The 24,316-nt window shown below is 62.9% G+C and carries 23 protein-coding genes and 3 pseudogenes; 12 read left to right on the top strand and 14 right to left on the bottom strand.

The window, feature by feature from the left end; translation table 11 throughout:
- Positions 1–2: 2 nt before the first annotated feature.
- The 4 genes and pseudogenes from GEV06_05490 to GEV06_05475 all read right to left on the bottom strand — a co-directional run bounded on the left by GEV06_05490 (position 3) and on the right by GEV06_05475 (position 3,585).
- A pseudogene (locus GEV06_05490) lies at positions 3–346 on the bottom strand (transcriptional regulator).
- Between the two features lie 847 nt (positions 347–1,193).
- Positions 1,194–2,639, bottom strand: coding sequence for a sigma-70 family RNA polymerase sigma factor (locus tag GEV06_05485; GenBank protein MPZ17349.1), 1,446 nt, complete (start codon positions 2,637–2,639; stop codon positions 1,194–1,196).
- A 421-nt stretch (positions 2,640–3,060) separates the two neighbouring features.
- Complete coding sequence (locus GEV06_05480; GenBank protein ID MPZ17348.1) at positions 3,061–3,186, bottom strand: hypothetical protein; 126 nt, start codon at positions 3,184–3,186, stop codon at positions 3,061–3,063.
- A gap of 27 nt (positions 3,187–3,213) precedes the next feature.
- Complete coding sequence (locus tag GEV06_05475) at positions 3,214–3,585, bottom strand: bleomycin resistance protein (GenBank protein MPZ17347.1); 372 nt, start codon at positions 3,583–3,585, stop codon at positions 3,214–3,216.
- Between the two features lie 362 nt (positions 3,586–3,947).
- On the opposite strand from GEV06_05475, the gene GEV06_05470 reads away from it, so the two are divergent.
- Positions 3,948–5,123 carry a hypothetical protein gene (locus GEV06_05470; protein ID MPZ17346.1) on the top strand — a complete coding sequence of 392 codons (1,176 nt, stop codon included), beginning with the start codon at positions 3,948–3,950 and terminating at the stop codon, positions 5,121–5,123.
- Positions 5,124–5,180: 57 nt separating this feature from the next.
- On the opposite strand, the gene GEV06_05465 is transcribed toward GEV06_05470, so the two are convergent.
- Entirely contained in the window at positions 5,181–5,999 is an 819-nt protein-coding gene (locus tag GEV06_05465) for a hypothetical protein (protein ID MPZ17345.1), read from the bottom strand.
- A gap of 18 nt (positions 6,000–6,017) precedes the next feature.
- The gene (locus GEV06_05460) at positions 6,018–6,947 is read right to left on the bottom strand and encodes a hypothetical protein (GenBank protein ID MPZ17344.1); all 930 of its coding nucleotides are present in this window, start codon (positions 6,945–6,947) and stop codon (positions 6,018–6,020) included.
- Between the two features lie 583 nt (positions 6,948–7,530).
- Between GEV06_05460 and GEV06_05455 the strand changes: the two genes are divergently transcribed.
- The 6 genes and pseudogenes from GEV06_05455 to GEV06_05430 all read left to right on the top strand — a co-directional run bounded on the left by GEV06_05455 (position 7,531) and on the right by GEV06_05430 (position 12,262).
- Positions 7,531–8,403: a hypothetical protein gene (locus tag GEV06_05455; protein MPZ17343.1), complete on the top strand. Its 873-nt coding sequence runs from the start codon at positions 7,531–7,533 to the stop codon at positions 8,401–8,403.
- Positions 8,400–9,128 (top strand): hypothetical protein, encoded by a 729-nt coding sequence (locus tag GEV06_05450; GenBank protein ID MPZ17342.1) that lies wholly within the window; start codon positions 8,400–8,402, stop codon positions 9,126–9,128. Before GEV06_05455 ends, GEV06_05450 begins: the two co-directional genes overlap by 4 nt.
- 30 nt (positions 9,129–9,158) lie before the next feature.
- The gene (locus GEV06_05445) at positions 9,159–9,785 is read left to right on the top strand and encodes a DUF1566 domain-containing protein (GenBank protein MPZ17341.1); all 627 of its coding nucleotides are present in this window, start codon (positions 9,159–9,161) and stop codon (positions 9,783–9,785) included.
- 436 nt (positions 9,786–10,221) lie between these two features.
- Positions 10,222–10,341 (top strand): annotated as a pseudogene (locus GEV06_05440) (bleomycin resistance family protein).
- A 403-nt stretch (positions 10,342–10,744) separates the two neighbouring features.
- Positions 10,745–11,065, top strand: coding sequence for a hypothetical protein (locus GEV06_05435; GenBank protein MPZ17340.1), 321 nt, complete (start codon positions 10,745–10,747; stop codon positions 11,063–11,065).
- A 63-nt stretch (positions 11,066–11,128) separates the two neighbouring features.
- Entirely contained in the window at positions 11,129–12,262 is a 1,134-nt protein-coding gene (locus GEV06_05430) for a hypothetical protein (protein ID MPZ17339.1), read from the top strand.
- A gap of 270 nt (positions 12,263–12,532) precedes the next feature.
- Here GEV06_05430 and GEV06_05425 read toward each other — a convergent pair whose 3' ends face one another.
- From GEV06_05425 to GEV06_05405, 5 genes are all read right to left on the bottom strand, one after another.
- Positions 12,533–13,093, bottom strand: a complete 561-nt coding sequence (locus GEV06_05425; protein ID MPZ17338.1) for a hypothetical protein — start codon at positions 13,091–13,093, stop codon at positions 12,533–12,535.
- 87 nt (positions 13,094–13,180) lie between these two features.
- A complete protein-coding gene (locus GEV06_05420; protein ID MPZ17337.1) occupies positions 13,181–13,693 on the bottom strand; it encodes a DUF664 domain-containing protein in 513 nt (170 codons plus the stop codon).
- Positions 13,694–13,716: 23 nt separating this feature from the next.
- Complete coding sequence (locus tag GEV06_05415; protein MPZ17336.1) at positions 13,717–14,292, bottom strand: hypothetical protein; 576 nt, start codon at positions 14,290–14,292, stop codon at positions 13,717–13,719.
- Positions 14,289–14,621 (bottom strand): PadR family transcriptional regulator, encoded by a 333-nt coding sequence (locus GEV06_05410; protein ID MPZ17335.1) that lies wholly within the window; start codon positions 14,619–14,621, stop codon positions 14,289–14,291. Before GEV06_05410 ends, GEV06_05415 begins: the two co-directional genes overlap by 4 nt.
- 140 nt (positions 14,622–14,761) lie before the next feature.
- Positions 14,762–15,004, bottom strand: a complete 243-nt coding sequence (locus GEV06_05405; GenBank protein MPZ17334.1) for a DUF4926 domain-containing protein — start codon at positions 15,002–15,004, stop codon at positions 14,762–14,764.
- A gap of 158 nt (positions 15,005–15,162) precedes the next feature.
- Here GEV06_05405 and GEV06_05400 point away from each other — a divergent pair, with 158 nt between their 5' ends.
- The 3 genes and pseudogenes from GEV06_05400 (at position 15,163) to GEV06_05390 (ending at position 17,036) form a co-directional block, all read left to right on the top strand.
- The gene (locus tag GEV06_05400) at positions 15,163–15,450 is read left to right on the top strand and encodes a hypothetical protein (protein MPZ17333.1); all 288 of its coding nucleotides are present in this window, start codon (positions 15,163–15,165) and stop codon (positions 15,448–15,450) included.
- Positions 15,451–15,657: 207 nt separating this feature from the next.
- Positions 15,658–16,323, top strand: coding sequence for a hypothetical protein (locus GEV06_05395; protein ID MPZ17332.1), 666 nt, complete (start codon positions 15,658–15,660; stop codon positions 16,321–16,323).
- Between the two features lie 136 nt (positions 16,324–16,459).
- Positions 16,460–17,036: pseudogene (locus GEV06_05390) on the top strand (methyltransferase domain-containing protein).
- Between the two features lie 335 nt (positions 17,037–17,371).
- Here the strand turns inward: GEV06_05390 and GEV06_05385 are convergent.
- The 3 genes from GEV06_05385 to GEV06_05375 form a co-directional block, all read right to left on the bottom strand.
- Positions 17,372–18,004, bottom strand: a complete 633-nt coding sequence (locus GEV06_05385) for a response regulator (protein MPZ17331.1) — start codon at positions 18,002–18,004, stop codon at positions 17,372–17,374.
- Positions 17,998–19,350 (bottom strand): hypothetical protein, encoded by a 1,353-nt coding sequence (locus GEV06_05380; GenBank protein MPZ17330.1) that lies wholly within the window; start codon positions 19,348–19,350, stop codon positions 17,998–18,000. The genes GEV06_05385 and GEV06_05380 overlap by 7 nt, the downstream gene beginning before the upstream one ends.
- A 211-nt stretch (positions 19,351–19,561) precedes the next feature.
- Positions 19,562–21,175 (bottom strand): DASS family sodium-coupled anion symporter, encoded by a 1,614-nt coding sequence (locus GEV06_05375; GenBank protein MPZ17329.1) that lies wholly within the window; start codon positions 21,173–21,175, stop codon positions 19,562–19,564.
- A 183-nt stretch (positions 21,176–21,358) separates the two neighbouring features.
- Between GEV06_05375 and GEV06_05370 the strand changes: the two genes are divergently transcribed.
- Both GEV06_05370 and GEV06_05365 read left to right on the top strand, forming a co-directional pair.
- Entirely contained in the window at positions 21,359–21,949 is a 591-nt protein-coding gene (locus GEV06_05370; protein MPZ17328.1) for a hypothetical protein, read from the top strand.
- Between the two features lie 102 nt (positions 21,950–22,051).
- The gene (locus tag GEV06_05365) at positions 22,052–24,304 is read left to right on the top strand and encodes a hypothetical protein (protein MPZ17327.1); all 2,253 of its coding nucleotides are present in this window, start codon (positions 22,052–22,054) and stop codon (positions 24,302–24,304) included.
- The last annotated feature ends 12 nt before the right edge of the window (positions 24,305–24,316 follow it).

The raw sequence follows: 24,316 nt of genomic DNA, 5'->3' as shown, positions 1-24,316 counted from the left end.
ACTCAGGCAGATTTGGTCAACATGAAATCGACGTGCACAGCATCGTAGGGGAACACGACGCGGCCGTCGTCGGTCCGATTGAGCACACCCGCGTTGAGCAGGATACGCACATCGCCATGCACCGCCTTCACATCACGGTCGACGCGGCGAGCAGCCTCACGGATGGTCATGGCCCCTGCGCAGTCATTGCCTTCAGTAACTCCCAACGCTTCCTGGTCAGGGTCTGCCAAAGCAACTCGACCGACGCGAAAGAGATATGCGCCCCCTGTCGTTTGCCCTTGAAGGCCGTCAGCGCGCGGCGCGTTACGTCCTCGCGCGAGGCGACAGAGAGAGTCACGGTCTTCATTTGGACCTCAGCTCCGCGAAGGCGTCGATGTCGAGTTGATGACGTTCATGGAGCAGCAACTCGGCCTTCATGTTGGAGTTTATACCAACGCGGCGTGCTGTTGTCAATCGCTCCAACAGCCGTGCCGCCCCAGTTCTTCTCGGCTCTCGCTGAGACGCTGACTGTCGGCACCCTGAAGAGGAGACATGGAGGATGCTCGCACGCGCGGCGGTGCCGCCGACGGGGCATGACCACGGGTGCCACGCGTCCCGGTCGGCCGCGTGGAAAAACCACGAGCGGCGCTCACGCGCGGCGACCCGCCGAGCTCCGTGAGCTCGGCGGCGGTCGGGCGCCGCCCGTGGTTTTACTCCCTGGCACCGATCACGCGGCCTCCAACGGGACGGCGTTGGCACCCGTGGTCACGCCCCGCCGCCGCTGCCCGAATTCACCATCGCACGCATGTGTGCTTGATATGTCGTAGCATTCGAATCCGTGTGAACGGCGCACCCACGATTACGTCAGACACGCACAACATCGTTGTTCGCCGCCCTCGATGTGTAGAGGGGCACGGTGATTGGCCATTGTCACGCGCCGCATCCCTCGCGTGAGTTTCGCAAGTTTCTCGACCGTTCACCGGCGAAACCAGGCCCGGATTAGTAAACACTGCGGCTTTGTCGCGGGTAATACCGCGGACCGGCACATCTACGGTTTGCCGGTAATACGACCATTGGCGTTCACGCGTGCGTCGAATCAGCAAAGTCTGGGCGACAAGGGTAGGTCTGTCCTCGTAAACGTCAGTTCCCAGATCATGCCTGGGAAAGTCGCCAGATGGCGACAATCGTCCAGTGAATACGGCAAGGTGCTTGAGCTATCGATGGCTGACAAGCCGTTCGGACGCGCGATCCCACCGCCAAGCGGCCTTGTTGCCCTTCAGATGGACACCGCCGAGCCATCGATCGATGCCGTTTAAGCCGACCTGGTCTGCTCGACCTTCAATGACGTTTCGTCCTGCTTCTGTGATCGTGACGTTACCCAGGCCGTGTTGCGGCGTGTCCGATATCTGAAGGAGCGGATGCCGAGCTTCAGACAGATCGGACATCATTCGATAAAACGAGTCGTCCCCCATGAAGACCTGCTCCTCCTGACGCTGCACCGCGACGAAGAGCTGTCCTCCGGAGAGCGGACCACGCTCACGAAGGACCGAAAGAGCCTGCCGCTCCGTGCGGGACAATCCGTTGTCGACAGAGGGAAACTGTTCCAGATGACGGCGCAGCGCCGCGGCAATAAACGGTAAGGCGGACGTGTCGATCGCGATGAAACGCTCGATCTCCCTGGGATCCGGCGATGTGAATGCATTCCACGCCGCCTGCGCGGTTCCATACTGCGCTTCACCGACCGGTAGGCGCGTGTCGGCCAGCGACGCCAGTTGGTCCGCAGTCAGTGCTCCAAGCCCGACGAAATGATCCAGGCCGGGGTAGCGCCCGATGCAAATGAGGCTCAGCTTTACGCCGCCTAAATGCCGGCGACTGAACCAGTCGAGCACCTTGATGAGGATCAACTGGTTCGACAGCTTATTGTCGAGCCACATGACGACTTCGTCGTTTTGGGAGAAAGCAGCGAGTGTATTCTCATAAGCTTTCAGGTATTGCCGAGCCTCCTCGAGAGTGGTGTAACCGGCCTCGACGATGAAGTGGGCGCGGATGTCGAACCACGCTTCATCGTCAAGACCAGCAGGCGCCGGTCCTTCGTACATCAAGTCGCCATATACGGAAACGTCGCCAGGTATCGCAGATTCCCTCAGCGTCCCTGCTACGGACTCACCATCAGTGACATGCAGCATGGCGGATTCCACAATCGTCTGTTCCCTGAATACGTCTTCCAACGCCGGAAGGACTTCTGCAGCATAGGAAGCAAGCATCGGTTGCAGTTTCTGCCGGGCGCGCGTCATCAGCGACCGGGCCGTGCTCACGGATACACCGAGCGCTTCGGCCACCTTGCTGTGGCTGAGACCGTCGAGGTGAAACAGCGTCAGCGGCAGCCGGTATCGCGGAGGCAGGCACCCGACTGCGTCCCAAATCCGCTGCCGCAGCTCGATTGCCTCGAGCCGCTCGATGGCGGATTCGGTGTGATCCGATTGTCCGGAAAGCTCCAATTCGGTTTTGACATCCGTTAACCGGTAAAGGTCCGGCCGAAACACGCGCAGCCAGTCAATGGAAACGCCGAAAACAATGCGGCGAAGCCACGCCGCGAACTTCGCGGGGTCACTCAGAAGGTCGAGATTCAGCCACGCGCGGAGGAAAGCTTCCTGTGCCATATCCTCGGCCTCGAACCGATCATTGACCAGAAGGCACGCCTAACCCCAGATCGAGTGTTGATAACGCCGGATCAGTTCGCCATATGCATCCCGATTTCCTGCCCTTGCCAAGTGGACGAGTTCTACATCGTTCTTCGAGTCCATCTGCTCCTCACAGACTAGTCGAGTCTCACGGCACAAACGCTGCAGACAATCGCTCAACCACATGCAGACACTCGACCGCCCCGATAACCGAACGCTGTTCGTTATCGCTCAGCGTTGACCTGTAGCCGTGGACGGCAGTTGTCTCTAGAGCGGCCGATCTCGAGATGCTGCCTGCTCACAGATAGGTCCTCGCTGACGTGGGAGTGTTTTATGGATGCTTCCGTCAGTGGGCGAGAAGTCGGCATCTCGGACAAGTCCGGAGCGAGGTAGCGGCGGGTTAACCCCCGCTAACAAGTCGCCAAGGGTGCTCGTCGAGGTCGATGAACGGGATGCCCAGTCGGTTGGCCAATGGGAGTCCTACGGTGGTTTTGCCCGCACCTCCTGGGCTCACGAGTCGAATCATGACGCTCTTGATTCCTTCGTCAGATCGCTACTCAGGATTCGCACCGAAGGCGAGTAGGCGGCCGTCACAGTCTTTCACGACGAATTCGCGGGAGTGCCAGGGCATGTTCGCAAGGCCTCGCGTGAATTCGACGCCGCGGGCGGCATACTCGGCGTAGAGCGCGTCCGCGTCCTCAATGAATAGGTAAGCGTCGAGGAGCTCGTCCGCGTATTTGTCAGGATTCGGCGTAGGCGGCTGGGCGTGGCGAACGTGAATGGCGTGCTGGTCGCGCGCGACAATGGCGTAGACCGGCGGATTGTGCCAAGTGCCAAGACACTGGAAGCCGAGCTTCTCCCTGTAGTAGTCGAGCGTCGCCTGGATGTCCGTGGTGAAGAACTGGGGTGCGATCTGGCGGATCATGGTGCTCAACATGCCATTGTGGGCCACTGCCGTAGATTCCTGGTTGCCGACACTTGGCTTGGCTCCCACAGAGTCGCCCAGGGTCGAGCGATGTAGGTGCCCGCCAATCGATCGTCACTTCGGCGTCAGGACCTATCTAGTGAGCCGCATCTTCGCGAGTTGGAACCAGCTCGACGAGTGGTTGCGGCAGGTTGAGGGGTTGCGGCGGGTGGCGTAATCCAAGGCCACCGGCACGTCGATCCCGGCTTGTGTCCCGATATCCACACCGCCCAGTGTCGAGCCCTCACCGGGTCCTTTTTCGGCACGGAGTCCGTCGCGCTGAGCTATCATCTCAGCCGTTCTCAGAAGCCGGAGGATCTCAAATGGCCAAGAAGGCCGTCGCGCCCAAGCGACCAAGGCAAACCGGCGGAACGCGCGCTGGAGAGAAGGCTCACACGGTCGTCTCGTCGGAAGCCCTCCCCCGAAGGACGCTCGAAGACGCTCTGCGCGTGGCCACGGTCATTCGGGACACGTACGCTGGCAAGCCGACTTCTTGGCCCGAAATCGCGAGTGCGCTGGGTGTGTCCGAGAAGAACCCGATGAATCGGTACCCGTTGTGGTCTGCGGTTGCCTACGGGCTTGTCCTGAAGCACGAGGGCAACACGTACTCGTTGGGCGAAACAGGTCGCAAGATCCTGGCACCAACGTACGACGGCGAACGCGAAGAGGGCGTCAAGAAGGCGCTCTTCACGCCGTCGGTCCTGAGCCGATTTTACACCGACTACAACGGTTCAACGATCCCGAGCGATGAACTCTTCCAGAATGTCCTTGAGACTCGCTACGAAGTGCCGCGGGAAAGGACGAAGGAAGCCATCGGCATCCTGAGGGAGAACGCCAAGTACGCAGGAGCACTCGTCACGAAGGACGGCAAGGAGAGTCTTGCTTTCTCGGATGCCGCGTTCCCATTGCCTTCAAGCTCACCTAAGGCACCCTTATCGGTGGCGTCAGAGGTTGATGACACCACAGGCGTCTCCACTTCGTCGGTGGGTGACCAAGAGGACTGGGACACCGTGTGCTTTGTGATCACGCCGATCGGCAATGACGATTCGGTGGAACGCAAGCACTCTGACGCAGTCTTGAAGCACTTGCTGGCTCCCGTGTTGGAGCAGGCCGGTCTGCGTGCCGTTCGCGCCGACAAGATCACGAAGCCGGGAATCATCACCAAGCAGGTGATCGAGTACATCGCCTTCTCGAAACTGTGCATCGCCGACCTGTCCTTCAACAACCCGAACGCCTTCTACGAACTCGGTGTCAGGCATGCATTCAAGCTGCCAACAATTCAGGTGATCCGCAAGGGCGACAAGATACCATTCGACGTTTCCCAAGGGCGGACGATCATCGTGGACACATCAGACCCGTACACCATCATGGACCGCTTCGAGGCCGGTCGGAGCGAGTTGCGTGAACATGTTGCCGCGATCACAAAGGGAACCGACAAGCAGGACGACAACCCCATCGACCTGTTCTTGCCAGGACTGAAGGTCACGATTCCGAAGTGACGTCCCCTCCCGCTCGGCACTGCGATTGGTGGCAGCGGGGCTGTCGAAGTTCAGATATCACGCGTGTCGGCCGATGCGGCCGATGAGGTATCGGAACGAAGCCTGAGCTTCACCGAACGTTATCCAGTACAGGCTCTCCGTCTCCGCAGGACGCCCTTCTACGAGGTGAACCCGCTCTCGCAGTTCAATCCGTTCCCCGGTTCCAGGATGGACCGCGAAGACGCCAGTGTCCGCGATCTTGTAGGTTCGCTTTGGAATGCCGATGCGAACGCCCAGGCAGCTCCGCAAGACATCCCGCTTACTGGTGGCTTCGCCGCGTCGCTCGATCTCGCACAGGTCGTGTAAGGCGCTGAGCACACCGTACCAGAACGCGCCGTCGAGCCTTGTCTCGATCGTGACGTTCTCAGGAATGTGAAGCGTCTCAGCAAAGTCCACGCGGGCGCGTGCCACGGCCTCCGTCACGGTCTCCGGCGGCGGTTCGCCGGGGAGCCAGCTGTCAATTGCGGCCCGTAGCGCATCCCGCAGCGCCGCTTGGAATCGGGCATCAAGTGCGCGCGGCCTCGATGGCCAGCGCCCTGCGCCTGGCTGCGGGCGCATCACGCTCGCGCCGAGTTCCTCAAGCGCCACGATCGTATCGTTGAGCTCCGTCGGGCATGCGGCGTACGGCAGCACTACAATCAAGACGTCTGCGAGGCCGTCGGCGCGGTCCGCTGCGGCTTCAAGCATTTGCACTGCTGCCTGCGGGTGCGCTTCGAGGCGGAACCCACCTTGTCGGGCGAGACGGAGAACGAGCAAGTAAGCTCTGTCGCCAAGATGTCTCTCAAGGTCGCGCCGAACTCCCTCGACGGCACCGACGACGATCACCGCGGACGGCATGCGTGGTCGCCGGCAAGGCTAGGAACGCGGCCGAAGAATCCGCTCGACGGCCGAAAGCGGTATCAGGACCTGTCGCAGTTCGGAGTCCTCCAGGGACGCGATGAATTTCAGGAGCGCTGAACGCGGATCACCGCCGGCCGTCGCATGGGCGGCCTGAGGCTCGGACGGACTCGCCAGCATTGTGTCCACCGTTGGGTGTGCGGCCAACGGGCCGGGTTCGGGAAATCGCTTCAGCGTGTCTAGGTCGACCGCGTTGCGCTCTGCCCACGCGATCACGAAGTCGTCCACCTTCTTCGCCCGGAACCGCCTCCAAGCGTCGCCGTGTGGGCCCAGAGATGCGGCGAACGCAGCGTTGATCGAGCTATCGAAGGGCACGTCGACGAAGTGTCGTGCGACTCGCTTGTGGGCTTCCGAGATGAGAGGCGTCGTGTCGAGGAACTCGCGGAGCCAGGCTTGCTGCTCCTCTGCGCCAGCGAACTGGATCTCGACGAACTGCGGGTCCCTTGCGACGCGGTCGGCCAATTGCGGATTCTGGGGCGCCGTCGATTGGGTCGAGAAGTGTACGATCTCGTGCCGCTGCCGGTGAAAGAACCGGCGTCGGTTCGGGTCGGGGTTGACGAATGCCGTCCAAGCGTCGGGGCGGTACCACACCTTGGTGGACTCCACCTCGATATGCGGTCGGCCCGCCGCTGCGTCGCGGAGAGAGACGCGAATATCGCCTGGGCCTGCCGGTCGAAGCACGTCGACGAGATCTGAGTTGGCGGCGAGAAAGTGCGAAAGCTTCGGCACTAGGCCGTGCCAAGCGTCCGCCGGGAGGCCCAAGCGCTGGCCCAACGCGCTCGTCAGCCTAACCTTCAGCTTCGCACCGAGCTGTGGCCCGTTCTCTTTGAGGATGTCTACGAGGACTTGGCGGGCGGTCTGCACCCGCTCGTCGGCTGGAATCGACATGTCGCACTCCCTAATGTTTCGGGAAAGGGTTTCGGTTTCATATCCGAAATCACCTTCCCGATCCTGTTGGGTGCTTCAAGCCGATTCCCCGTCGTCCTTCTCACGGCAACCCTGTGGCCGGAGAAGGCTCATTGGCGAGGAGTCAGTCCCGTTGAAGGCCTGAATTTACGGCCTTCATCGAGCGTGCCGCGTAGATTGCTCCACCGGCATTGTCAAGAGCATCGCACAGGGGGACTTGGCGCGTCAAGGGCGATGCCCTCTTCGGACCACGTAACCTGAACATTATGCACGGCTTTTCAGGCTCTTGGATGGCGGCTTGCGCTGCCGGAGCCCGCGCAGTATAAACGTTCCAAGCAGCGACGGTCGGCTGCCGTCCCGTTTCCGTGCTGATCTGACGCACGCGGGCCGAACCCATCGCTCGGTTGCCCCGGCGGCCCCGAGCCCGGGTTCCCACAGACCACGCCCTGAACGCCGCGCGGCGCACCGCCCCGAACGTTCAGCGCCTTCCTGAATCGCCCCTCGCAGCCACTGCCTAGGCGCCTTCACGGACAACCCAACGGAACCGCTATGTCGGGAGGCAGCCATGTTCGATCCGCGAGATGCCGCGCGCGACCTTGACGGGTGGGAGGACGGCCGCGCGCGCGTTTACGACGAACGGGACCGCGACGATGACCCGCGCGAGGGCCTGATGCGTGACCTCGACCTGCCGCGCGGCGACGAGCGCGAGCTGGTCGTGGTTCGCGAGCACGTCTACGAGCTGGACGGCGAGGACAGCCGCACGCTGGCCGCCGTCGGCGCCTTCCGGGTCGTGCCCGAGCACGATCTCGACATCGACCACGGGACGCTCGAACACCTGCGTGACGAGGGCCTTGTCGAGACGGTGGATCTGGGCGACGACGAGCGCGGTCTGACGCTCACGCGCGAGGGGCGCGACCTGCTCGATTCGCATTCGATGGACCGCGACGACGAGCCCTCACAGACGTTCTATGCCGGGGTGAGCCGTGAGCGCGAAGTCGAGCACGACTCGAACCTCTACGCGACGTATCGCCAGGAGGAGGCCCGTCTCCGCGACGAACACGACGGGCCCGAGATTCGGCGCGTCGTCCTCGAACAGGACCTGAAGCGCGAATACCAGGAGTTCCTTCAAGCGCACAACCGCGGACGCGCCGACAGCGACGGCCGTCCGGACCGCGACGAGCACGAGATTCGCGCGTGGGCGCGCGAACACGACCTGCCGTACTTCGACGGGCAGGTCCACTTCCCGGACTACCGCATCGAATACGAGGTCGACGGGCGCGAGCACCACCAGGACGTCGAGTTGTTCACGGAACACTACCGCGGCGCCCATGCCGCCAGCCACGCCCAGACGGGCTTTCGCATCTACGCCGTCGGCTCGCGCGGAGGTGGTGGTGGACGGTCTGGCCCGCGCCCGCGGGGGATGGAGGAGTTCCTGTGACGCACGAATACCCACCCCACGATATCGACGACAGCGTCACCGAGACTCGCGTCAACGCGCTGGCCGGCTTCGGGTTCACGCAGCGGCAGCGCGAGTTCCTCGTGACCGTGATGGTCCACTCTGGCTGCTTTCTGGAGCGGCAGTACTGCGCCTTCACCGGGACCGTGCGTGGCCAGAACAGCCGCGAGCTCATGGCCCGTCTCGTGGGCCAGGGACTCGTCCGGGCCATCGAGCCAGGACCGGTTCGGCGCGGAAGGCTGTACCACGTCCACCACAAGCCGCTCTACGAAGCGATCGGCCAGGCGGACAACCGGAACCGGCGGCTTCGCATCATCGGTCGCATGGTCGAGCGCGTGATGATCCTCGACGCGATCCTGGGCGACCGGCGCTACTGGTGGTTGAGCCCGGCCGATGACAAGTGGCGGTTCTTCTGCCTGATCCGCGACAACTACCTGCAGCCGGAGGACTACCCGAACCTCGCCTTCGGGGCCGGCCGGCAGCGGACGTTCGCTGCTTTCCCGACAAGCTGCCCATCGGCATCGAGAAGGACAGAAGAAGCCACCTGGCTGAGAAGGCTCGAGGGGTTCCAAAAGCGCGCTCGAGCCTGCGAGTTCCGCGGTTCGCCAAGCGCAAACGTAGAGCCTACGGCGTTAGGCGGGACCTTCTCGGTGCCCGATCCGTTTGCTGGCCCGCAGGTTGGTGAGAAGCGCAGGCGTCGCATGTAGAATGGCTCAGCACGCGGTGAAAGGTCGTTCATGACTAGCGTTCAGGACAAGACCAGGCCGATTCACGTTTGTGTCGTGTCAATCGCACTGAGCACTGCGTTCGGGTCTGTGAGCGTCTCCTTGGAGCGCCGTTCAGCGCAAGACCAGAAAGCGTCTGGCACGACGTATTCCTCCAAGCGGACGGCGGACGGCAAACAGTGGACGACAGATAATCTGGACGTCAACACTATGCCGTCCTATTGCTACGAAGATGCGGAACTGAATTGCCGTCGGTATGGCCGTTTGTACACGTGGGAGTCGGCGCGGCGAGGATGTCAATCATTGGGAGATGGATGGCGATTGCCGACTGACGACGAATGGCGGGAGATCGCGAAGCACTACGGTGGCGTCAGCGAGGACTCGGATGACAGGGGTAAAGCGGCGTACAAGGCGCTCTTGGCCGGAGGCAGCTCGGGATTCAATGCCTTGCTCGGCGGTGGCCGCTCCGATGATGGCCAGTATGCACGATTGGAAGCCCACGGATTCTACTGGACGGCATCAGAGAGTGATCCGGCCAGTGGATGGTTCTACAACTTTGGTCGAGGCGGGCAAGCTCTCCATCGTCAAAGCGGTGGCGAGAAGCAGATGGCAGTTTCCGTACGGTGTGTCAGGGAGTGACGACTCAAAACCCTGTCCCGCCTCTGTTGAAATAGACCGCAGGTACCGCATCGCAGCCAATAACGGCCCAGTCTGAATCATTGCAAGCCAACCGTCACCAAGAGAGGACTTCCGAGAGCGGTGTGTTGAACAATTGCGTGGTTTTCTAGCGGGGGCGTTTGGACAGGACGCTCACGAAGCGGACGATGTCGGGTCGCACGGGCTGGTCCGCGAAATGATTCTGAGACATCAGCCTGACAATCTCGCGTCCCGGGCAGATCATGATCTCGGCATCAAAGGGAAGCCTGCGTGCCAATTCGGCGCGGAGTTGCGGCCGGGTGACTGGCCGCCGGATCACGAAGGTGCCCGCCGCGCCGATGTTGACGGCATCGAGGTGCTTCAGTTGTTCGGCGAGCGTGGTAGGTCGGAAGGTCCTATGACCTCCGACGTTGACCCCGCACGTGCGAACATCGCTTCCGAGCCCGAGGACAAACCGTGGAAGCTGCGCGAGTTTATGGCCGCCGATCTTGACGGCAACCTCATTCGTGTCTTCTATGATTTCCGGGGCGACATGTAAAGAACGACACATCGCGCAGAGTCGCCCAATGTTTAGGGTTGCGCCGAGGACAAGTGCGAGTCGCACTCGTCGGGTGACGAACTTTCGCGGTTCGTGCCGGTCAGGGTTTTATTACAAGCTCTAAGGGTCCGGTAAGAAATAAGGTTGACATTCTGGGCGTCGAGGCGCCCGGCTGGCAAGGCGCGAGGAGGGAGCCTACAGGCCGTATGTGACCGACGAGCAACGCAGCCAGTCGGGATGCATCGGCGGCCAGAATGTCAACCTTATTTCTTACCGGACCCTAAGGGCATTCAGCAGGGCTCGCAGCGCCCATCGCTCGGGATTCGGGCAGATGAGCGTCGATGACCGCCTGAGGTGCTTGCTTGACCACGCTCAGCCTCCACACTACGATCAAGATGTTCCTGTGCGGATACGTCTCACCCTGATCGTGGCCGCTCTGGCGATCCTGGCCCTCGCCGGGCTCCGCCCTGAAGTTAGCCGTTCGACCGAGCCGCACGGAAGCGCCGGTTCGTCCGGCCAGCTCGCCGGTCAACCCGCCCCCGACCCGGCGTTACCTGCGATCGGGAGCGCGGCGGCGACCGCGTCGAGCACAGTGCAGACGCTGCCTCACTCCGGGCTGAGCCGCCACGTGCGCCCTGCCCAGGCTGTCTTCACGCTTACTGTCCCGGCACCCGTCCTCCCGGACGTCACCACGAAGCCCCGCTCCTTCCCCCTCCTCATCTGATCCCTCCTTTGCGCACGCCGTTGCCAGTCGTCGTGTGTCTTCGTGTCAGCACAGGAGGGGTTCATGCCTCGCAGTTTGCGCTGGAAGCTCATCGTCATTCTCGCCGTCGTCATCGGGATGTCCGCCTTCGCATGGTTCCCGCCGTTGGCGGACGAGCTCGGGTGGTCTGGCCCACGGTTCCTCACTCAGAAGCGGCTGCTGCTCGGACTCGATCTGAAGGGCGGCGTGCAGTTCGTGCTCCGGGTCAACGCCGGCGAGGCACTCGCGGTTGACCCGACCCTCACGCGCGACGAGGTCGTCGCGCAGGCGAAAGAGGCCATCGACCGCCGCGTCAACGCCCTCGGCGTCGTCGAGCCGGTGATCGCCGTGCAGGGCGACCTCCGGGACGAGATCCTCATCCAGTTGCCGGGCTTCACCGACGTTGAGCGCGCCCGATCGATCCTGGGCGCGACCGCGAAGCTCGAATGGAAACTGGTCGACGACGATCCGTCGACGGCGGCGGCGGTCAGCGGCCGCGACATCCGGCGCGCGTGGGTGACGCGCGACGACTTCGGCCGTCCCGCGGTGGGCTTCTCGCTCACGCCCGACGGCGGACGCCGCTTCGCCGAGCTGACGTCCGAGAACATCGGACGTCAGCTCGCCATCGTCCTCGACGATCTGGTGCAGTCCGCGCCCTTCATCGAAAGCGCGATCTCCGGCGGCGAGGGCATCATCCGTGGCGGATTCTCGATGCAGGAGGCCACCGACCTCGCCTTGCTGCTGCAGGCCGGCGCGCTGCCCGTGTCGATGACGCCCCTCGGCGGGGAGTATGTCGGTCCAACGCTTGGCGCCAGCGCCGCCAAGGCTGGCCTCATCGCCTCGGTGGGCGGACTCATGCTCGTCGCAGCGTTCATGCTCGTCTACTACCGCCGCGCAGGCATCAACGCCGTCATCGTCGTTGTCGCCAACCTGGCGATCCTGATCGGCGCCCTGGCCTACTTCGGCGCGGCGCTGACGCTGCCGGGCATCGCCGGCCTGATCTTAACGATCGGCATTCGCTTTCCGGTTGCCTCGTCGTCGTCGCAGACACGGTCGTCGTTCCGGTTCCAGACCGACTCGTTTCTGAGGAGCTCTGCTGCTTTCACGAGAATCCGCAAATCCTCTTCTGCAACGGGCTGGTCGCGTGACTCCAACTCCGGATTCGTTGCAGTTAGCTGAGGAGCCTCCTGCGCACTCTGAACCGGCGGTTCGGCGCCATTGACGTGCGCCGCACCCATCAGGGAGATCCCAGCCACCGCGAGAAGAAATCGTTTCATGGGATCCTCATCTTATTCACATCGTGAGCCAAGATGCATCGGCTACCCCGGGTCTTGGCCAGGCAACGTCCGACCCCTCTTCACCAGTGGAACCAGATTCATGCATGGCTGAGGCGTGTGGACGGCATCAGGCTGGCGGCGTGAGCTGACTGGGCCCACACGAAAGCACCGTTTACTTCAAACCGAGCTTCTTGCCGGCCGAGAGCAGTTCAATCGACTCGCGAATACGCCTCTCCCGAGTCTCGGGGCGCTTCGCAAGGTGAATCCACACGACGAAATTACGCCGGTGCGTCGGGGCAAGCGCCTGAAAGTATTGCCAAGCCCTGAGGTTCGTCTTGAATGCTTTGGCAACGTACGCGGGCAGTTCCGGGATCGACGGCTTTGGCGCATAGCTGTTTTCCGTGGGCGCCGCTACGTGCCCGGCGGCTGCAAGCAGGCCAGCGGCCTTCAGTTCGTTCCAGCGTCTCCGGTTGATGTCTGACCACTTGCTCGTCGGCTTGCGCGGCGTGACTTTGATCGCGTAGCGATCGTCGTCCAGGCGTTTGACTAGACTGTCGATCCACCCGAAGCAGAGCGCCTCGCGCACGAGGTCTTCATAGGGCATCGATCTGACGCTGGTGTGTTGCTTGTGCCGGACGAGCCAGATGCCCGGACTCGACGCGTGGTTCTTCACCAACCAGGCACGCCATTGTTGCCGTGTTCGAACATCAATTGTGATGAGGGCTGCCGTCATGGGCTCGGTATCCGATCTCCGCTGGAATTGGTCTACAAAGTTGGCGGCTTCGGCTGCGCCTACACGTGAGACCACTTGCGGACGGTCTTATCCGACGGAGACCTGGTAGTCGTAGAGCATCGGTGGCTCTTTGTCGAGCAATCGCAAATACGTGTACAACTGCCCTCGATGATGCCAATGCTCGTCGTACGCGAACACCAGATATTGCCAAGCCGGATAGGTTCCGAACGGCGAGTTCACGGGGCGCACGACATCGTCCTCTGACATCGCTCTGAAGATACGTTCGGCGGTGTCGTGACACGTGCGAGCGTATCCGACAGCGTCAGCCACCGTCGCTAGTGCGACGACGGCAGCGGTCCTGGATGGGTCCTCCGGATTCGATCGGTTTGCCAGCTCCATTGTGAACGAGCCGTCTCGCGCACCCTCCGCCAGGGCCTGCTCCTGACCATAGACGTGAAAAATCAGTTCTCGTGGCGTTCGCATCCCGGGCTTGGGACGGAAGTCGAGCTCGTTGTCGGCAAACGTCTCGATGGCGCGAAGTGTGATTCCGTGTACCAGGTTGAAGAAGTCCCGTTTGTCCAGCAATTGCTGTCTGGTCATACGCTCCTCCTGTGTTTCTTTGTCTATGCGGCGCGATGAGTCCGCCCGCTTCGCCGAGTGACGTTCAACCAGCCGCCCGCCAGCGCCGCCACCGGTCCGGCGATCAGGAATGTGACGCCGTACCACAATGGAGCGCTGTTCGGCATCGTCACGAACAGCACTATGACAACGATGAGGATGATTCCGGCCAGCGTCAGTGCAGCTCCTTGGCGAATCGCAGCGGCAACGTATCCGCCAAGCACCATCGTCGCCAGACCCACGATGGCGCCGAGGGCGTGAGCCAGCCCAGCGTCCGGATGAAACAGGTTCGAGATCGCGGCTGTGCTCAGGAATTCGATCACGCTGACCAGGACGTATGCCGCCATTGCCACGCCGAGAGTACCCAGGCTGCGTCGGCGTCGAAGCTCGGACCAAAGCATCGGTGGAATGGAACGGGCGACCTGCCACCAACACCACCAGATGGCGGTTGCACGATTCGACGCGCCAGCGCGAAGCGCGGACTCTTCGATGAGATCGCCGACGACGGCGTCTCGGTCTTTCTCCGGCAGGACGGACTCGAGCAGCCGAATCGCAATCGGTGGCGGCGTCCGACGGTTCATACCGTGCGCCAACCTTTCGGGAGGCCGAGCGTCATCTTCCGAATCGCGTCCTGCGAGGCACGGAGCGCCCGGTTGCCCTCGGCTTCGATCCGGAAGAGTCGCTTAGCTCGTCCGCCACGCTCAGCAGTCGGCTGGCCAAGAGACGAACTGACATAACCCTTGGATTCGAGGCGGTCGAGAGTCGCGTACACCGCTCCAATGGAGGGGTTTCGGCCCGTGCGCGCCTCGATTTCGCGGCGAATGGTCATTCCATATGCGTTTGCCTCGAGCCGCACCAGCGCGAGGAGCACGATGTGCTCCAGCGAGCCAAGGAGATCTCCACGTGGCATTTGTTCTACATGCTAAAACAAATCGTCCCGACAGATCAACCGCTCCCGCGCAGGCCCTCGACGGCCGCGATTGAGTACTCAGGGACTTGGAACGAAACGGCTGTCTGGCCGCGGACGTACCGTCTGAGGACTCCGACAGCTCAAGCGCTAAGCGCCCTGACGGCCGGACGATCGGCTGGAGTAGGCAGGCGAAAGGCGCTCGCCGGCAGGGTGACCACTGCCACTGTGTTGCCGGTCATGTCGAAGAACTCAACCGAGTAGCCTTCCTCAGGCACACCGGGGACGACGTGGCGCTCCACGACGGTGCCGACATCGCCAGCACGGAGCCCCCGCTCGGAGACGTCGCGGGTCAGGATCACGTCGGCGTACATATCGAAGGGCATGTCCTACCTCGGATACATGGTAATGAATCGCGGCACGTCGGTGCCAGTGTCCACTTGCCAGACCGAACAGAACCGGACGGTCCTGCCGCTGGGTGTCTTGATCGGCCCTTCAATCCACCCGGAAGGGGCTCGCGCTCTCGCCGCAGAGCTTCGGCCAAATGGTGCGGAACCCGATCTACCTTGGGAAGGTCGAGCGCCCGGACTACGGCGTGTCGACGCAGGGCAACTTCGAGCCACTCGTCGATGAGGCCGCGCTCTACCGCGCGCAGGCGGTGCTCGACGGCCGTGTCGTGGTGGTCGGTCCGCGCCAGCGGAATCACCCGGACTTTCCGCTACGTGGCTTCGTCCGCTGCGAGGCGTGCGGCCGACCGCTCACCGGCAGCTGGTCGAAGGGCCGGAACGGGCACTACGCGTACTACCACTGCCAGCGCCGTGCCGCGCCGTGAACGTCAGCAGGGCCGTGCTCGAAGGCGCGTTCGCCGACGAACTCGCGCTCCTGCAGCCGACGCCCGGGTACATGCGCCTCGTCAAGGACCGGCTTCTCTACGTCTGGGAGCAGCGGCGCGCCGAGGCGAAGGACCGAACCGCGGAGCAGAAGCGGCGGGTCAAGGCGATCCAGCAGAAGCTGGATCGCCTGCTAAACTGTCCAGCACGTGCTGCTCAGCCTCCTCGCGTTGGCCCTGGTGGACAGCATCAATCCGTCTGCCATCGTCGTTACCCTCTACTTGTTGTCTCGCGAGCGCGTGCCGGCGCAGGTCGTCGTGTACCTCGCCGCGATCTTCCTGACCTATCTGACGCTGGGCGCGATGATGATGTCGGGAATCGACGCTCTGCTGCCGTCATTGAGCACGGGCGGCGGCAGACTCGGGCTCATCGTGCAGGGCCTCATCGGGCTCGCCATGCTGCTCTACGCGATCCGGGCGCCAACGACAGCCAAGTCAGCGCCGCGAGTCGAGCCGAGCGCGAGTACATATCCCGCGTTGGCCCTCCTCGGCGTTACGGTGACGACAATGGAGCTGCCTACGGCGGTGCCGTATTTCGGCGCGATCGCGCTTCTCACGACTGCCGACCTGCCGATCGCGCGGTGGCTGCCGCTGCTGGTCCTCTACAACGCAATCTTCGTCCTCCCGCCCGTACTGCTCCTCGTGGGCCACATCGTTTTCGGGAGGCAGCTGGATGCGCGGTACGCCGACCTCAGAGAGCGATTGCAGGCTGGTGCCCGCGAGACGATGCTCTGGATCGTTGGTCTCGTGGGCAGCGGGCTGCTCGTCTCGAGCGTCGTGGAGTACATCGCCCGGCTCGTGATGCGGCCCAATTGAAAGTTCACAGGCAACGCTTTCGCCACGGGCCGCTAGACTAGCGGGTTTGTCGATACCCGTGCAGGTCGTCGTGGGAAGCAACGACGCGCTGTTGAACTCACAAGAGACCGGCGAGCGAGTTCCTCGGAGGAGAACGATGACGGACGGGTCGAACGGCTACGAGAGCATTGCCGAAGCCTATATCCGGGCCCGGAGGCACTCTATCGGGCCGACGGTTGTGCGGAAATGGGCCAAAGCGCTGCGGGCCGGTGCCTCCATCCTCGACCTCGGATGTGGGAGTGGGGTTCCTATTTCGGAGGCGCTGCTCCAGGAAGGATTTACGATTTACGGAGTCGACGCGTCGGCAACGCTGATCGCGAAGTTCCGCGAGCGATTTCCGCGCGTTTCCCCTGGAATGCAGCCCTGTAGAGGACTCACTCTTCTTCAGCCGCAGCTTCGACGCGGCAGTCGCCTGGGGGCTGATGTTTCTGCTACCTGTTGATACTCAACGTAGCCTGATCGGTAAGGTGGCCCGTGCGCTGAATCCCCATGGGCGCTTTCTCTTCACCGCGCCGAGGGAAGCCGGTACATGGGCCGACGGCATGACCGGTCTTCCGTCCTATTCACTTGGACACGAAGCGTACGAACGGGAGATCGTGGCACACGGTCTCGGATTGGTCGGCAACGACGTGGACGAGGGCGATAACCACTACTACTTCACGGCCAAGCGTTGATTGTCTGACCATCGCCCTCGATCATTCGTTCAAGTCGCCAAGTGTAGTTCGATCGCAGGGAGCGGCGCTTTGCGACGATGTGTCACGGGGCCGTCGCCCAGCGGTACTGGATTCGGCGGCGATCTATACCTCGAGACACGAAATGGCGGGGCTACGCGAGGTCGCCATATTCGTAGCAGCGATCATCTGGGCCGTGATCCGGATTTTGCGGACAGAAGAGTTGGGTTGCGTTGCGGTCGGGTTGGAGACGACCGAGCTTGGTCAAGCGCGACGGCGGGTCGCGACGATGTGTGAGCGGGCGTTGTTCGGCCTGTGAGTTGTCCAGTCGTCGGAGGCTACGTAAGGTCCTCCAGGGCAACCAGCCCGCGCTTGAGTGCCTGGACGGTGGCCTGTCCCCGGTTCTCAACTTGAAGCTTTGAAAGCACGTGACCTACATGTGTCTTGACGGTCTCTTCGCTAATCCCGAGGACTGCGGCGATGTCCTTGTTCGAGTGGCCGAGCGCGATCTGCCGCAGGACCTCGCTCTCGCGCGCTGTCAAATCATCCGCAGCGTCGACTCTTGCGAGGCGACGTCCGGCCGACGGATCTATGAACGTCCTTCCCTGCGCTACTGTGCGTACCGCAGCGAGCAGCATTTCCGGCTCGGCATCCTTTCGTATGTATCCCGCGGCGCCGGCGCGCAGCACGCCCATCATTCGTGCTTCGTCGAACGACGCCGTCAGTGCAATGATCCGAACGCCGGGCGCGCGCTGCACGATTCGCCGCGTGGTTTCTATACCATCAAGACCGCCCGGCATCAGCAAGTCCTGCAACACAATCTGAGGGCTCCAGCGTTCCAGGTTCTCAAGTAATTCCTCGCCGCTCGAAGCGATGCCGACGACCCGCAGGTCGGGAAAGGACTCCAGGTACGCTTTCAGGCTTCGCGTCACGACACGATGATCGTCGACGAGGGCGATCGTCGTCACCATGACGCAATTGCCCCGGCGCTCCTGCGCGCCCTGGCGTACGCGATGAGATATCGCGCCGTGGCGATAATCGCAATCACGACGACACCGAGCGCCCACGGTTGTTCGCTCAAGCCCCGCGGGGTGAAGTACCAGATTCCGACAGACACGACAGCAGCCCAGGCGAACGCCTTCATGCCGTATTCCCGCGGGGAGCCCAAGAGGAACGGTATCGAGAACCGTACATTGGTTCCTCGGCCCGGAGCGCTGTTCAGCATGAGCGAACCATTCAGCACTCCCGCGCGGGCGGTCATGTTGTCCAACCCCATGCCCTTTGGTGCCCTCATCGGATCGAAGCCGACGCCATCATCGTTGATTGTGAGCTCGAGGTGACGATGTTTCGTCCCGAGCGATACGGTAACGTGTTTGGCGCGCGCGTGGCGACCGACATTCGCCAGTGCTTCCTGCGTGCCGCGGAACAGGCTCTGCTGGGTGCCTGGAGGCAGCACGTTGTTGGGCGGCAACTCGCCAATCACGAGGTTCACGTCGGCTCCGGTTCGAAACTTGAGCGCTTCACATTGCCGCTTCAACGCTTCAACGAGCCCAGTGGTCTCCACAGGTGCTGCTTGGAGTTGCTCGATCATCGCGTCCATTTCGGTCAGAGCTTCGCGTGCCGCCCTGCGCACCTGCCCCAGCGCCCCTTTTGCACCAGACGCGTCGGTATCAAAGCGGGCCTCGATTGTGGCGGCAGCTGTCTGGATGACAAACAGTTGCTGCTTCACTGCGTCGTGGAGATCGCGTGCAAGTCGCGTCCGTTCCTCCTGGCGCGCAGCCTGCTGAATGTGCTCCTCATACTGCGAGCGGAGCGCATCCATTGCCCCGGATTTGACGTCCACCATCATGCTTCTGGGCGCATCCGCATCGCCGTGGCCGATCAAGGCAAACGATCGACGTATCGGAGCCGTCGAGGGGCCAGTGATTGCCACGTACAGTAGGACGGCGCCAACCAGTAAGGCGGCCCATCCCACAAGTGGTGGCAGAATGACGTCGAAGATCGCGACCCACTGCACGATGAATAGCCCCCCAAACACCAGATGCGCGAGCGCGAACGCGTACAGCCATCGGTGGCGTCCGAGGGGCTCGGCGAGTCCAGCCAACCCGACTGCGCATGACCCAGCTGCCACGACAAGCGCTGCCGCCACCCGCGTGAACGCCCACGGGGCGGCCGGCGTCGCGTCTGGAAACTGGGCGTATGGGAGCAGGGCTGCCGGCCACGAGTAGACCAGCAGTCCGCCCACTATGGTTATCCAGGCGTACATGCGAAGGACGAAGCGCGTATCGATTGCTTCAGGCCGCCGTCCGGGTCTCATGGAAGAAGTCTAGGCCCGTGCTCATCGATGCGCATCCCTGATCTGGTGGAGCAGCGTTCCCCCTTTTGGGGGATAGGGCGCCGCGCCCTCCATAAACCCTTTACGTGATAGTGGGCGCGACGTGACACGGCAGTCGTTCGGTCCCTGACATCTGCACGTTGTATGCGTTGCCGGTCGCTCTGACCCATGCGCGAACTGGGCGAGCTCGCCTTCACGCAAATCCGAGCAAGGGGCAGAGCACACGCAAGCCAATGAAGATGACGATCGCTGCCACGACATCCAAGAGGATTCCATTGCGAATCATCGCGGTAATGGGCACCAGACCGGAGCCGTACATGATGGCATTGGGCGGCGTGGAGATCGGGAGCATGAAGGCCATGCTGGCCGCGAGGCAGGCCCCAACGGCGGGCGGTACGGGGCTCAACCCACTCGCCTGACAGATGGAGATGACGACCGGCACCACCATGTTGGTGGCGGCCGTGTTCGAGGCCACTTCGGTCATCACCATGCCGAGCACGATGGCCATCGCCGTGACCGCCCAGAGCGACTCGGCTCCGCTCGCCTGAACGAGCGACGCTCCGATGTGCTTCGCGAGGCCTGTCGTGAACATCAGGTGGCCGAGCGACAGCCCTCCGCCGAACAGGAGAATCGTTCCCCAGTCGATGCGCGAGGCAGACTCCCACGACAGGGTGAACTGGCGCTTCCGCCAGTCGGTCGGCAAGAGGAAGAGAAGGCTTGCCGCGCCGATTGCCACCACCGATTCCTGGAGGCGGGCCCCAAGCAGCACATACGTTGGTGAGTCCGGCGATCCCACCAGGGCAATGAGCCCCGGCGTCACCCACAGAATCACGGCGACGCCGAAGGCAATGGCGGCGTTGCGTTGTCCTGTCGTCCAGGGGCCCGCCGGCCGCTGCTCGTCGAGAAAGGAGGTGGCGGCGGGCCTCAATTCCCCTCCGCCAGCGAGACGGTACCCAGTAATCAAGAAGAGCGCACCCGCCACGCCGAGGCCTATCGGCACCGCGAGGACCATCCACCCGAAGAACGTGATGGTGACACCACCGAGCCGATCGAGCATCCCGATGGTCATCAGGTTCGGTGGCGTGCCGACGGGCGTCATGATGCCGCCGACCGACGCAGCATAGGCAATCGCGAGAAGAAAGCTGTAGGAGGACTTCTTCGCGGAGGGGCCCCGCGCACGGCCGGTGGCGTGCAAGACTCCCATCGCCACCGGGAGCATCATCGCCGTCGTGGCCGTGTTGCTCATCCAGGCGGACATCAGCAGCGCGAGACCACTCACCGCCACGGCGATCCGCGCGAGGCTGCCCTGCGCCGCTTTGATCGACAGCAGCGAGTACGCCAGGCGCCGGTCGAGGCCGTGGTCGGCGATCGCCCGGCCGATCATGAAGCTCCCAATGAAGAGGAAGATGATCGGATCGGCGAAGGGCGCGAACGCTTCCCGCGCGGTCGTTACCCCAAACACGACGGTCAGCGCGGCGCCGATGAGGGCCGTCGCGGGAATCGGGATGGCCTCGGTGACCCACCAGACCACGACCAGCGCCACGATTGCGGCGAGGCGATGCGCGGGCTCCGACAGCGCATGGAGCGGCAGGAACCAGACGATCAGGAAGGCGATCGGCCCGCAAAACAGCCCGACTGACTGCCGCCACCACTCGAAACGTGCCTCGCCGGGTGACAGTGTGCCGATGGCCTCGTCGATACGCGTGGGCGGGGCCACGTCGTCGAGCGGCTTGGTTGCCTTTTGCATGATGTCGTCTCGGTCGATGTGCTCTCGCGACGCATGTATATACGACTCGTCACCATTCATTTGTCGCAGTATGTTGTGTCGGCACTTCCACGCCCGAGACAAATTGCGACAAACCGAAGCGACGACGGACGCTATAACTGTGTCCACCACTGTCCAGTCGAACGGACCGTTCACGGGCTACCGACGTCGTTCTCGATTCCCGCGAGCGACGGCGGGTAGGACGTGCCAGCCAGGAGAACACGCATGGGTGCACAGCGTCGAAGGCGCGACAGGTCGACTCGGAAGGTCGTGCTGACCATGGTGCTCGTCGCGAGCCTCGTCGGGGGCGCACGGGCCTCGTCTGCGCAGAGCGTTGCATCAAGCACGATCCACGGCATCGTCAAGGATGACACGGACGCCACCCTTCCCGGCGTTACGGTGACGTTGTCGAGCCCGGCGCTGCAGGTGGGCCAGACGGTGGGGGTCACAGACGAGAGCGGTAGCTATCGCTTCGGGGACCTCCCGGCCGGCATCTACCGGCTCACGTTCGAGCTCACGGGCTTCAACACCATCATCCGCGATGAGCTGCGCATCACCATTGGCTTCACGGCGCGCGTCGACGCCACGATGGGCGTGGGCCAGCTGCAGGAGTCTGTGATGGTCAGCGGCCAGAGCCCGGTCGTGGACCTGTCGTCCACCGGGTCGAGCGCGAACTTCACGGAGGAGGCGCTCGAAACGATCCCGCGCGGCCGCGATCTGCAAGCAGTGGTCGAGATGGCGCCCGGCGTGTCTCGAGCGGAGTCCCCCGACGTCGGCGGCAGTCAAATGGCCGAGCGCCCGGATATGTCCACCTAGGGCGTCGCTGCCACGCCTAAGATTCAGGTCGAGGGCATCAATATCACCACCGGCGCCGACCCGAACACGGCAGTCTACCTCAACTACTTTGGCCTGGAAGACGTGCAGGTCACGACATCCGGCACGAGCGCAGAGGTTGGCACGCCGGGGCTTCACATGGTCGCGGTGCTCCGGTCCGGCGGCAACGAGTTCCACGGTCGATACGAAGGGTCGTATCAAGGGCCGCGGCTGCAAAGCAAGAACCTCACCCCGGAGCTGCAGGCGCAGGGCCTGAGCGATACGGAGCCGCTCAGGTTCCACTACGACGTCGCCGGCGATCTGGGTGGCCGCATCATCCGAGACAAGCTGTGGTTCTATGGCGGGTTCAGCCGGCAGCATCGGAAGAGCGGCCTCGCGGGCTTCGTGTCGGATCCGGGGCCGGACGGCACCTATCTCACGGGCGACGAGCCACTCGCCGACTACAACAACCTGCTGACGCAGGGTAATGCCAAAGTATCCTGGCAGCTCTCGCAGAACAACCGTCTCATCGGCGTGTACCAGCGGGGCCTGAAGGCGCAGCCCCAAAGGGACGGAAGCCGCCTCCGGCCGCTCGAAGCCACGCGTGACCAAAGCCACTCGCTATCGGTAAGGAAGCTCGAGCTCCAGAGTACGCTCAATCGCAAGATGCTGGTGAACGTCGTTGGCGGCTACGGCGGCTACTTCGTGGACTACTCGGCAATGCGCCCCTCGATCTACCGGGGTGCCGAGTTTCCGAGCCGCCTGGATCGCGAGACCGGCGTGCGCACTGGCGGCCACGAGTCCTCTGACCAGCGCCCGCGCGACAACTGGCAGCTCGATGGGAGCTTTAGCTTCTTCCCGGAGGGATCCTTTGGCGGGCGCCATGAGCTGAAGACCGGCGGGACAATGTACCGGTATACCCACGGCAGTGGATCCCTGAATCACCCGCATGGCAACTACTACCTCATTTATGACCGTGTCTGGAACGTGCCCGATCGACCCGTTGAGATCGAGTTTCGGAACTACCCGATCGAGCCGCGCAACCGGGTCAACGTGTACGCGTGGTATCTGACGGACACGTGGCGTGTCTCCGATCGGCTGACCGCGAACCTGGGCTTCCGTTTCGAGCGACAGAGCGCATTCGTGCCGGCGCAGTCGAAGCCGGCCAGCCCGCAGTTTCCAGAGCTCTTCCCCGCGGGAGATTTCCCGACGGTCGACGTGGTGACCTGGCAGCGGGCGCTGCCGCGGGTGGGATTGTCGTGGGAGATCGCGGACAACACGGTGGTCAAGGGCACGTACGGCCTCTACAACGACTTGTACCGGGACTCGGATGTGGGGAACTTCAACCAGAATGCGTTGGTTCAAATGCGGTACCGGTGGCGGGATCTGGACGGCAACGACAACTACACGCCGGGTGAGGTGAACCTCGATCCGAACGGTCCGGATTTCCTCTCCATCGCGGGTGCGAGCAATCGGATCCTCAACCCCGACCTCGAGCAACCGACCACCACAGAAGCAACGGCGAGCCTCGAGAAGGAGGTGGCACGTGATCTGGGTGTGCGCGTCGGCTATGTCTTCCGGCGTCGTGTCAATCTGTACGACTTCGGCGGCATCAACATGCTGCGCCCGCGGGAGGCCTACAACATTTCGCTCACCCGTCGTGATCCAGGGCCGGACGGCATCGTGGAGACGGCAGATGATGGTGGGCTGGTGACGATCTACGACTATGATCCCGCGTTCCAGGGCGCGGAGTTCGTCCGAAACATGCAGGTCAACAGCGGCGAGGTCGACCGGTTCCACACCATCGAGGCGTCGATCACGAAACGCCTGTCGAGCGGATGGATGGTCCAAGCGGCGGGCTGGGGCCTCAAGAACCACCGGTGGATCGAGCGCCACTTTCAAACGCCCAACGATGACCACTTCCCGCGGGATGAGACGTGGGAGTGGGGGATGAATCTCAGTGGCGCTTATCAGTTGCCAGCCGGCATTCAGATTGCTGGCTTCATGCAGGCCAGGAATGGCACGAGAGGGGCGCGCACCTACCAGTTCCGCGAGGAGGATCCCGATGGCGGCCCCAGTCTCAGTCAGCTCAGTACCGTGACGGTCCAACTGGAGCCGTGGGGATCGAGCAACGGTGCGACGATTGCGTTGACCAATCTGCGCGGGAGTAAGGAGCTCCGCCTTCCGCGCGGGCAGCGATTGACCCTGAACGTCGACCTGTTCAACGTGTTCAATTCGAGCGCTGCCGTCGATCTGACATGGGCGTCCGGCCCCACTTTTGGCTTCGTCAGCGGATCGAACGTGTCCGGTATGATAGCGCCACGCATCGTACGGATCGGTGGGAGCTATAGCTTCTGAGCCCAAAGCTCA

This window comes from Luteitalea sp. (genome assembly GCA_009377605.1).
In the GTDB taxonomy this organism is placed as follows: Bacteria; Acidobacteriota; Vicinamibacteria; order Vicinamibacterales; family Vicinamibacteraceae; genus WHTT01.
Note: the sequence above shows the minus strand (reverse complement) of the source record. Positions and strands in the feature narration are given on the sequence as shown.

Coding starts and splice junctions, on each gene's coding strand:
- GEV06_05485 (MPZ17349.1), bottom strand. CDS start 2,639: ATGGCACAGGAAGCTTTCCTCCGCGCGTGGCTGAATCTCGACCTTCTG.
- GEV06_05480 (MPZ17348.1), bottom strand. CDS start 3,186: ATGATTCGACTCGTGAGCCCAGGAGGTGCGGGCAAAACCACCGTAGGA.
- GEV06_05475 (MPZ17347.1), bottom strand. CDS start 3,585: ATGATCCGCCAGATCGCACCCCAGTTCTTCACCACGGACATCCAGGCG.
- GEV06_05470 (MPZ17346.1), top strand. CDS start 3,948: ATGGCCAAGAAGGCCGTCGCGCCCAAGCGACCAAGGCAAACCGGCGGA.
- GEV06_05465 (MPZ17345.1), bottom strand. CDS start 5,999: ATGCCGTCCGCGGTGATCGTCGTCGGTGCCGTCGAGGGAGTTCGGCGC.
- GEV06_05460 (MPZ17344.1), bottom strand. CDS start 6,947: ATGTCGATTCCAGCCGACGAGCGGGTGCAGACCGCCCGCCAAGTCCTC.
- GEV06_05455 (MPZ17343.1), top strand. CDS start 7,531: ATGTTCGATCCGCGAGATGCCGCGCGCGACCTTGACGGGTGGGAGGAC.
- GEV06_05445 (MPZ17341.1), top strand. CDS start 9,159: ATGACTAGCGTTCAGGACAAGACCAGGCCGATTCACGTTTGTGTCGTG.
- GEV06_05430 (MPZ17339.1), top strand. CDS start 11,129: ATGCCTCGCAGTTTGCGCTGGAAGCTCATCGTCATTCTCGCCGTCGTC.
- GEV06_05425 (MPZ17338.1), bottom strand. CDS start 13,093: ATGACGGCAGCCCTCATCACAATTGATGTTCGAACACGGCAACAATGG.
- GEV06_05420 (MPZ17337.1), bottom strand. CDS start 13,693: ATGACCAGACAGCAATTGCTGGACAAACGGGACTTCTTCAACCTGGTA.
- GEV06_05415 (MPZ17336.1), bottom strand. CDS start 14,292: ATGAACCGTCGGACGCCGCCACCGATTGCGATTCGGCTGCTCGAGTCC.
- GEV06_05410 (MPZ17335.1), bottom strand. CDS start 14,621: ATGCCACGTGGAGATCTCCTTGGCTCGCTGGAGCACATCGTGCTCCTC.
- GEV06_05405 (MPZ17334.1), bottom strand. CDS start 15,004: ATGCCCTTCGATATGTACGCCGACGTGATCCTGACCCGCGACGTCTCC.
- GEV06_05400 (MPZ17333.1), top strand. CDS start 15,163: ATGGTGCGGAACCCGATCTACCTTGGGAAGGTCGAGCGCCCGGACTAC.
- GEV06_05385 (MPZ17331.1), bottom strand. CDS start 18,004: ATGGTGACGACGATCGCCCTCGTCGACGATCATCGTGTCGTGACGCGA.
- GEV06_05380 (MPZ17330.1), bottom strand. CDS start 19,350: ATGAGACCCGGACGGCGGCCTGAAGCAATCGATACGCGCTTCGTCCTT.
- GEV06_05375 (MPZ17329.1), bottom strand. CDS start 21,175: ATGAATGGTGACGAGTCGTATATACATGCGTCGCGAGAGCACATCGAC.
- GEV06_05370 (MPZ17328.1), top strand. CDS start 21,359: ATGGGTGCACAGCGTCGAAGGCGCGACAGGTCGACTCGGAAGGTCGTG.